The following is a 6,459-nucleotide window of genomic DNA, read 5'->3' as shown; positions in this document are numbered from 1 at the left end:
CCGCCACCGTCGTCCGGTGCAGGTCCCTTGGCACATCCGCCGCATACCGCCTGGCCCGGTGCATGGTCGCCCGGTTGTCCCACATCACCAGGTCATGCGGCTGCCAGACATGGGCGTGGACGAATTCCCGCTGCGTCGCGTGTTCGTTCAGGTCCCGCAGCAGCGCGCGGGCTTCCGGCACCGGCATGCCGTGGATCGCCCCCGCATGCGCCGAAAGGAACAGCGACAGCCGCCCCGACCCCGGGTGGCGGCGGACCAGGCGTTGCGGCACGGGCGTCCATTTCGCCAGCTCCTCCGCGGTGAAGTCGGTGAAGCCGAGCACGCCGCGGGAGTAGATCTGGCTGTGGTCGCAGACCATGTCGCGGACCAGCGCCTGGGTTTCCGCGTCCAGCGCATCCCAGGCGGCGCGCATGTCGGCGAATTCGGTATTGCCGCCGGAGGCCGGGATGACCCGGGCCGAGAGCAGCGAGTACATCGCCGGCGTCGGCTTGAAGGAGCTGTCGCTGTGCCAGAGCATGTTGCCCAGGCTGAACAGCCGCTTGCGGTCGTCCCGCGCCAGGGGCTTCAGGTCGCGGTCGAGGTTGGAGATGTCGTTGACCTCCATCGCCAGGCGGCGGGCCTCGCCCTGGACAATGTCGCCGGTGGCGAGCTCCAACTCGCCGAAGTGGCGGCTGAAGGCGATCTGCTGGGTGTCGTCGATGCGCTGGTCGCGGAAGACCAGCACGGCATAGCGGTCCATGCCGGCGCGGATGGCGGCGGCGGTCGCGGCCTCGATCGGCTGGCGGAGGTCGATCCCGGCGACCTCGCCGACGAAGTCGGGGCGCGCGGGGTTGGCGGGGCGGATGGTCGGGGTCATCGGCAGTTTCCCTCACCGGGGCGTCCGGCGCCCCGTTGCGGGGGAGTTTACGGCGTCCCGCGCGCGGGTCCAGGCGGGCTGCGGATCTCGCCGACGATGGCGCGGATGGCGCGCTGGGCATGGTGGCGGGACAGGCCGCTATGGACCAGGCGGTCGGCGCGGCGCCGCTTCTCGGCATCCGGCAGCTGGCGGGCGAGGATGGCGGTGAGGCGCTCGGGGGTCATGCCGGGGCGGCGGAGGACGCGCCAGCGCTGGATGGCGGCGGGGGCGGTGACCACCACCACCAGGTCGCAGCGGCCCTGGCCGCGAGTCTCGAACAGCAGCGGGATGTCGAGCACCACCAGCCGTTCGGCGCGGCGGCGGGCGGCGGCGAGGAAGCGGCGCTCGGCATCCCGGACCAGCGGGTGGACGATGCGCTCGAGTCGCGTCAGGGCTTCGGGCTGGCCGAGCACGGCGCGGCGCAGGGCCTCGCGGTCCACCCGGCCGTCGCGCACGGTGCCGGGGAAGGCCGCGGCGATGGGGCCGACGGCGCGGCCGCCGCGGCCCTGCAGCGCATGGACAGTGGCATCGGCGTCGAAGATCGGCACGCGGAGGCGCTGGAAGGTGGCGGCGGCGGTGGACTTGCCCATGCCGATGCCGCCGGTGAGGCCGAGGATCTTCATCGGGCGGGGATATCCCCGCCGACGAAATCGCGCAGCTCGGCATCCACCTCGGGCGTCACGCCGAACCAGGCAGCGAAGCCGGGGCGGGCCTGGTGCAGCAGCATGCCGAGGCCGTCGACCGCGGTGAGGCCGAGGGCGCGGGCGGCCGCCAGCAGCGATGTTTCACGGGGAACATAGACGATGTCGGCCACCACGGCGCCGGGCGGCAGGCCGGCGAGGTCCAGGTCGAGCGGCGGCTGGCCGGCCATGCCGAGCGAGGTGGTGTTCACCAGCAGCGCGGCGCCGGCCAGCGGCGGCGTGGTCGCCACCGCGATCGGGCCGCCGAGGGCCTGGGCCAGGGCCTCGGCGCGGGCCGGGGTGCGGTTGACGAGGGTGAGATGCGGGCAGCCGGCATCGAGCAGCGCGGCGGCGATGGCCCGGGCGGAGCCGCCGGCGCCGAGGATGACCGCGGGGCCGGAATCGGCGCGCCAGGCGGGGGCGGCTTCGGCGACATTGGCGAGGAAGCCCCAGCCGTCGGTGTTGGAGCCCTCGATGGCGCCGTCGCGGAAGACCAGGGTGTTCACCGCGCCGGCGCGCTGCGCGCTGGGGTCCACCCGGTCGCAGATGGCGAAGGCGGCTTCCTTGTGCGGGATGGTGACGTTGGCGCCGCGGAAGCCGAGGTCGACCAGCGCGCGGACGGCGGCGGCGAAGCGGTCGGGTGCGACCGGCAGCGGCAGGTAGGCGCCATCCACCCCGTGCCGGCGCAGCCAGAGCCCGTGCAGCCGGGGGGAGCGGGAATGGGCGACCGGCCAGCCGAGGATGCCGGCGAGCCGGGCATGGCCGGAGAGGGTGACGAGGGGGGAGGCGCTCATCGGATCAGGGAAGCCGCCGCTCCTGCTTTGGTCAATGGGCGCGGCGTCAGCCCTGCAGCGGGTCGATGCGCTCGCACAGCATGAAGTGGGCGTGGTCTTCCCAGGTCCATTCCTCCCGCACCGCGAAGCCCATGACATTGACCAGGGTGCGGAAGGCGGGGATCGACATGAGCCACCAGTAGGGCCAGCAGCTCAGCCCTTGCTCGGTCCGGTGCGGCATGATGGCGCCGGACTGCTGCGGCCGCGGGGCGGTGTCGTCGATGCTCCAGCCGAACTTGGTCTTGTAGTGCAGCCGCATGATGTCGCGCTGCGCCTCGGACATGGCCGGCAGCAGGAAGGCCATGCCGTCCGGGCATTCGACCACGCCGAGCTCGTTCTCGACCCGCGCCGGCATGATGACGGTGTTGACGATCAGCCAGCGGCCGGTGATGCGGGTGAGGTTGTAGAGCGAGGTCACCGGATCGGCGACGTGGTAGAGGATGCCGGTCGAATAGAGCGTGTCGAAGCGCGGCAGCTGCTCCGGCAGGTCGGCGCGGGTGATGTCGACCTTCTCGTGGCAGGCATAGCGGCGGCGGTCGATGCCCTTCTCGACCATCATGTTGTGGAAGAAGCTCCAGTACTCGGAGCTGAAGGGCTGGATATCGGCCATCGCCACATGGCTGGCGCCGGCGTCCAGGGCGATGCTGACCCGCTCGTTGCAGGACCACTCGCCGATGCCGCCGATATCGACGAAGCTCCCGCCCGGGGCGACCGCGCGGATCCAGGCTTCGGGCGGCGATTCGGGCATCGGGTACTCCGGTGATCAGGGTCGGGGCTCGGGGGCGGGGCTCGGGGCCATGCGGCGAGGCCGGTGCACGCACCGGTAGAAGGGCGAGGACGCTAATCGGCCTCGCCACCCGCTGCAAGCCATCCTTCCGCCGGGCGACGGCCCGCTACCGCCGTGGCGCGGCGGCGGCCCCCACCAGCCCGGCCGGCGTTCCCTCATCCGTTGCCTGGGCCCAGAGCTCGGGCTGCAATTCCTCCCGCCGGTTGGGAAACAGCAGGGCGCAGGCGAAGGTGACGGCGCCGAAGCCGGCCAGGACCAGCATCGGCGCGGCCAGGCTGCCGGTCGCCTTGTGCAGGAAGCCGACGAGCGGGGAGGCGCTGGCGGCGCCGAGGAAGCCGATGGTGAAGCGGATGGAATAGAGCTTCACCCGCAGCGCCGGGGCGACGTAGCGGGCCGTCATCGTCTCGTTCACCGTCACCTGGCCGAAGATCGATGCCGCCATCAGCGCCGCGAGCGGCAGCACCAGCCAGCCCTGCACCACGGACAGCGCCAGCAGGCAGGGCACCTGCACCAGGGCCAGCGGCAGGAAGACGTTCTTCAGGGTCTGCCGGTCGATCATGTGGCCGACGGTGAACTGCGTCAGCCCGCCGCAGATGGTGGCGAGGAAAGCCAGCAGCCCGACCACCGGCAGCAGGTCCGGGGACCCGGCCAGCCGTTCCTCCATCAGCTTCGGCAGCAGCAGGGCGAAGGCGTTGAACACGAGGCCGGAGACGGCGGCCAGCGCCAGCAGCACCACCACGGCGCGGCGGACGATGGCCGGCGGGATGGCGGGGAAGGGCTTGGCGCCGGCCGCCTGCTTCGCCGCGTCGAAGGCGGGCTCGCGCAGCCACAGCAGGCCGGTGAGGATATAGACCACCCCCGGCAGCACGAAGGCCCAGTGCCAGCCGAGCCGCGCCGCGACCAGCGCCGTCACCACCGGGGCCAGGGCCACGCCCATGTTGCCGAAGGCGCCGTTGATGCCGACCGCGCGGCCGATCTTGCCGCTGGGCGAGGCGGCGGCGGCCTCCACCAGCATGGCGGTGCCGACCGGATGGTAGACGGCGGCGAAGCAGCCCATGAGGGCCAGCGCCAGGCCGAGGGTCAGCGGGGTCTCGGCCAGCCCCGCCATCACCGAGGCGCCGCCGGTGCCGAGGAAGAAGGCGGCCATCATGGCGCGCCGGCCGTAGCGCGCCGCCAGCCAGCCCATCGGCAGGGAGCCGAGGCCATAGAGCACGAACATCCCGGTGCCGAGCGCCAGGATCGGGCCGTATTCGCGGCCGAAGGCCTCCGGCGCTTGCGTCACGATGCCCAGCACCGCGGTCGCCAGCACCAGCAGGCTGTAGTGGGTGTAGATATGCGCGGCGTTGACGAAGGCGATCTGCCGCGCGGCGGGGTCGTGCATGGCGCTTTTCCGTTCCTTGGCCTTTCGCGCCAGCCTATCCTGGCCGGATGACGATGGCAGGCCAAACCATGTCGCCGCCCGGCCATTTCGGTGCGGCGCCGCTGCGCAACATCCCGGCGGATGCGGTGGACCGGCCGCTGGCCGGCTTCAAGCGGGACTACGTCGATGGCGAGTCGGTGCCGCGCCATGCCCATTCCCGGGCGCAACTGCTGTACGCGACGCAGGGGGTGATGCGGATCGCGACCGATGCGGCCGGCTTCATCGTGCCGCCGGGCCGGGCGCTGTGGATGCCGGCCATGGTGCCGCATGTCACCGCCATGCAGGGGCGGGTGGCGATGCGGGCGCTGTTCCTCCGCGCGGATGCGGCCGCCGCCGGGCCGCGGCTGGTGACGGTGCTGGCGGTCTCGCCGCTGCTGCGGGAGCTGGTGCTGGCCGCCTGCGCCGAGCCGCTGGAATGGGACGAGGCTGGGCGGGGCGGGCATCTGACGGCGCTGATCCTGGACGAGATCGCCCGGGCCCCTGCCCTGCCCCTGGGCGTCCCCGCGGTGCGCGACCCGCGGCTGCAGCGCCTGGCGGAGGCGCTGCGGGCGGAACCGGCGCGCGACCTGGGACTTGAGGACTGGGCGCGGCACTGCGGCGCCAGCCCCCGCACCCTGACCCGGCTGTTCCGGGCCGAGACGGGGATGAGCTTCGGCCGCTGGCGGCAGATGCTGCGGCTGGCAGAGGCGGCGGCGCTGCTGTCCCGCGGGGTGCCGCCGGCCCGGGCGGCGGCGGCGGTGGGCTATGCCAGCGCCCCGGCCTTCGGCGCCGCCTTTCGCGCGGCCTTCGGCACCACCCCAGGCGGCGGCCGGTCGACTGGCCAGGACGAAATGGCAACGCAGGAGGAATGATGATCCCTGGGGCTTGAGTCAAATCTGCGTGCAGTATACGCAGTGTGTCGCGATGTTTCACGGCGGAGGGCGTCGATGCAGACACAGATGCTCGGACACGGCATCCTCGCTTTGGCGACACTGGCAGCCCTTGTCTGGGCCGAAGCCGTGCCGGCCGATGTCCTGTTGCGTGCCGCAGAATTGGTCCTGGTCTGGGCCGGGCTGACCACGCTGGTCGTGGGCGTCGCCGGCGCCTGGGTGGCGCTGGGCCGTTCGCGCCGGCCGGCCCCGGCCCCGCGCGGCGGCATGGCGATGCAGCGGGCCCGCCCGCCGCAATAGGCCGGCCACCGGCTCAGTAGCCGGAGAAGCGCATCGGCTCCTTGTGCGGGAATTCGTAGAAGAGCCGGTCCCAGGACGAGACATGCCCGTCCGGGGCATCGTTCCAGGGCGCGATCCGCGCGAGGTAGCGGTTGTGGATCTGCGGCAGCCCCCAGGGGTCCTCCCGGTGCTCCGCCCCCTGCACCGCGACGATGACGAAGCGGGAGGCGCCGTGGATGCGCGCCAGGACGTCGCGGATTTCCGGCAGCAGGCGGCGGGCGGCGCCCGGCTCCTCCGTCACCGCCACCTTGTAGAAATAGGCGGTGGCGTGGTCCGCCGGCCGCTCGCGGAGGAATTTGTCGATCAGGTACCGGGACTTCTCGCGGTGGTCCTGGAATTTCGCCTCCCATTCCGGGTCGGACTCGTAGTCTGGCCGGTCGAAGGGGGAGTGGAATTTGTAGTCGTAGCGGTGGTCGTTCAGCAGCCCGCCATCGCCATGCACCGAGATATTGGCCCGCTGCAGCACGCCGTCGAAGCGGTTCTCGAGCACCTGCTTCAGGGCCAGCAGGGGCGTGACGTTCCAGTTGAAGTAGTTGGAGCTGTCATGGCCGAGGATGCGGCGGATCTGGAAGCCGCCCTCGCAATCGCTGCCCAGCGAGATGTATTCGTCATACTGCATCCGGCGGCCCTCCCGGT

Annotated in this window: 8 protein-coding genes; 2 read left to right on the top strand and 6 right to left on the bottom strand. The window is 72.2% G+C overall.

Features of this window, described 5'->3' with window-relative positions; translation table 11 throughout:
* From AC0IW9_RS20090 to AC0IW9_RS20070, 5 genes are all read right to left on the bottom strand, one after another.
* Positions 1 to 856: TauD/TfdA dioxygenase family protein (locus tag AC0IW9_RS20090; protein ID WP_471650075.1), on the bottom strand; the 856-nt coding region annotated here is incomplete at its 3' end.
* Between the two features lie 47 nt (positions 857 to 903).
* A complete protein-coding gene (coaE, locus tag AC0IW9_RS20085; protein WP_471650074.1) occupies positions 904 to 1,518 on the bottom strand; it encodes a dephospho-CoA kinase in 615 nt (204 codons plus the stop codon).
* Entirely contained in the window at positions 1,515 to 2,369 is an 855-nt protein-coding gene (locus AC0IW9_RS20080) for a shikimate dehydrogenase (protein ID WP_471650073.1), read from the bottom strand. Before AC0IW9_RS20080 ends, coaE begins: the two co-directional genes overlap by 4 nt.
* 46 nt (positions 2,370 to 2,415) lie before the next feature.
* Positions 2,416 to 3,156: a methyltransferase domain-containing protein gene (locus tag AC0IW9_RS20075; RefSeq protein WP_471650072.1), complete on the bottom strand. Its 741-nt coding sequence runs from the start codon at positions 3,154 to 3,156 to the stop codon at positions 2,416 to 2,418.
* Positions 3,157 to 3,301: 145 nt separating this feature from the next.
* Entirely contained in the window at positions 3,302 to 4,576 is a 1,275-nt protein-coding gene (locus AC0IW9_RS20070; RefSeq protein ID WP_471650071.1) for an MFS transporter, read from the bottom strand.
* 68 nt (positions 4,577 to 4,644) lie between these two features.
* Here AC0IW9_RS20070 and AC0IW9_RS20065 point away from each other — a divergent pair, with 68 nt between their 5' ends.
* Positions 4,645 to 5,466: an AraC family ligand binding domain-containing protein gene (locus AC0IW9_RS20065; RefSeq protein WP_471650070.1), complete on the top strand. Its 822-nt coding sequence runs from the start codon at positions 4,645 to 4,647 to the stop codon at positions 5,464 to 5,466.
* Positions 5,467 to 5,541: 75 nt separating this feature from the next.
* On the top strand, positions 5,542 to 5,784 hold the full coding sequence (locus AC0IW9_RS20060) for a hypothetical protein (protein ID WP_471650069.1): 243 nt from the start codon (positions 5,542 to 5,544) through the stop codon (positions 5,782 to 5,784).
* A gap of 13 nt (positions 5,785 to 5,797) precedes the next feature.
* Here AC0IW9_RS20060 and AC0IW9_RS20055 read toward each other — a convergent pair whose 3' ends face one another.
* Positions 5,798 to 6,442: a hypothetical protein gene (locus AC0IW9_RS20055; RefSeq protein WP_471650068.1), complete on the bottom strand. Its 645-nt coding sequence runs from the start codon at positions 6,440 to 6,442 to the stop codon at positions 5,798 to 5,800.
* Positions 6,443 to 6,459 lie beyond the last annotated feature (17 nt).

The organism is Belnapia sp. AC561, from assembly GCF_979252845.1.
Note: the sequence above shows the minus strand (reverse complement) of the source record. Positions and strands in the feature narration are given on the sequence as shown.

Excerpts from the sequence above, each read along its gene's own strand:
- AC0IW9_RS20075 (WP_471650072.1), bottom strand. The coding sequence starts at position 3,156 with ATGCCCGAATCGCCGCCCGAAGCCTGGATCCGCGCGGTCGCCCCGGGC.
- AC0IW9_RS20080 (WP_471650073.1), bottom strand. The coding sequence starts at position 2,369 with ATGAGCGCCTCCCCCCTCGTCACCCTCTCCGGCCATGCCCGGCTCGCC.
- coaE (WP_471650074.1), bottom strand. The coding sequence starts at position 1,518 with ATGAAGATCCTCGGCCTCACCGGCGGCATCGGCATGGGCAAGTCCACC.
- AC0IW9_RS20055 (WP_471650068.1), bottom strand. The coding sequence starts at position 6,442 with ATGCAGTATGACGAATACATCTCGCTGGGCAGCGATTGCGAGGGCGGC.
- AC0IW9_RS20060 (WP_471650069.1), top strand. The coding sequence starts at position 5,542 with ATGCAGACACAGATGCTCGGACACGGCATCCTCGCTTTGGCGACACTG.
- AC0IW9_RS20065 (WP_471650070.1), top strand. The coding sequence starts at position 4,645 with ATGTCGCCGCCCGGCCATTTCGGTGCGGCGCCGCTGCGCAACATCCCG.
- AC0IW9_RS20070 (WP_471650071.1), bottom strand. The coding sequence starts at position 4,576 with ATGCACGACCCCGCCGCGCGGCAGATCGCCTTCGTCAACGCCGCGCAT.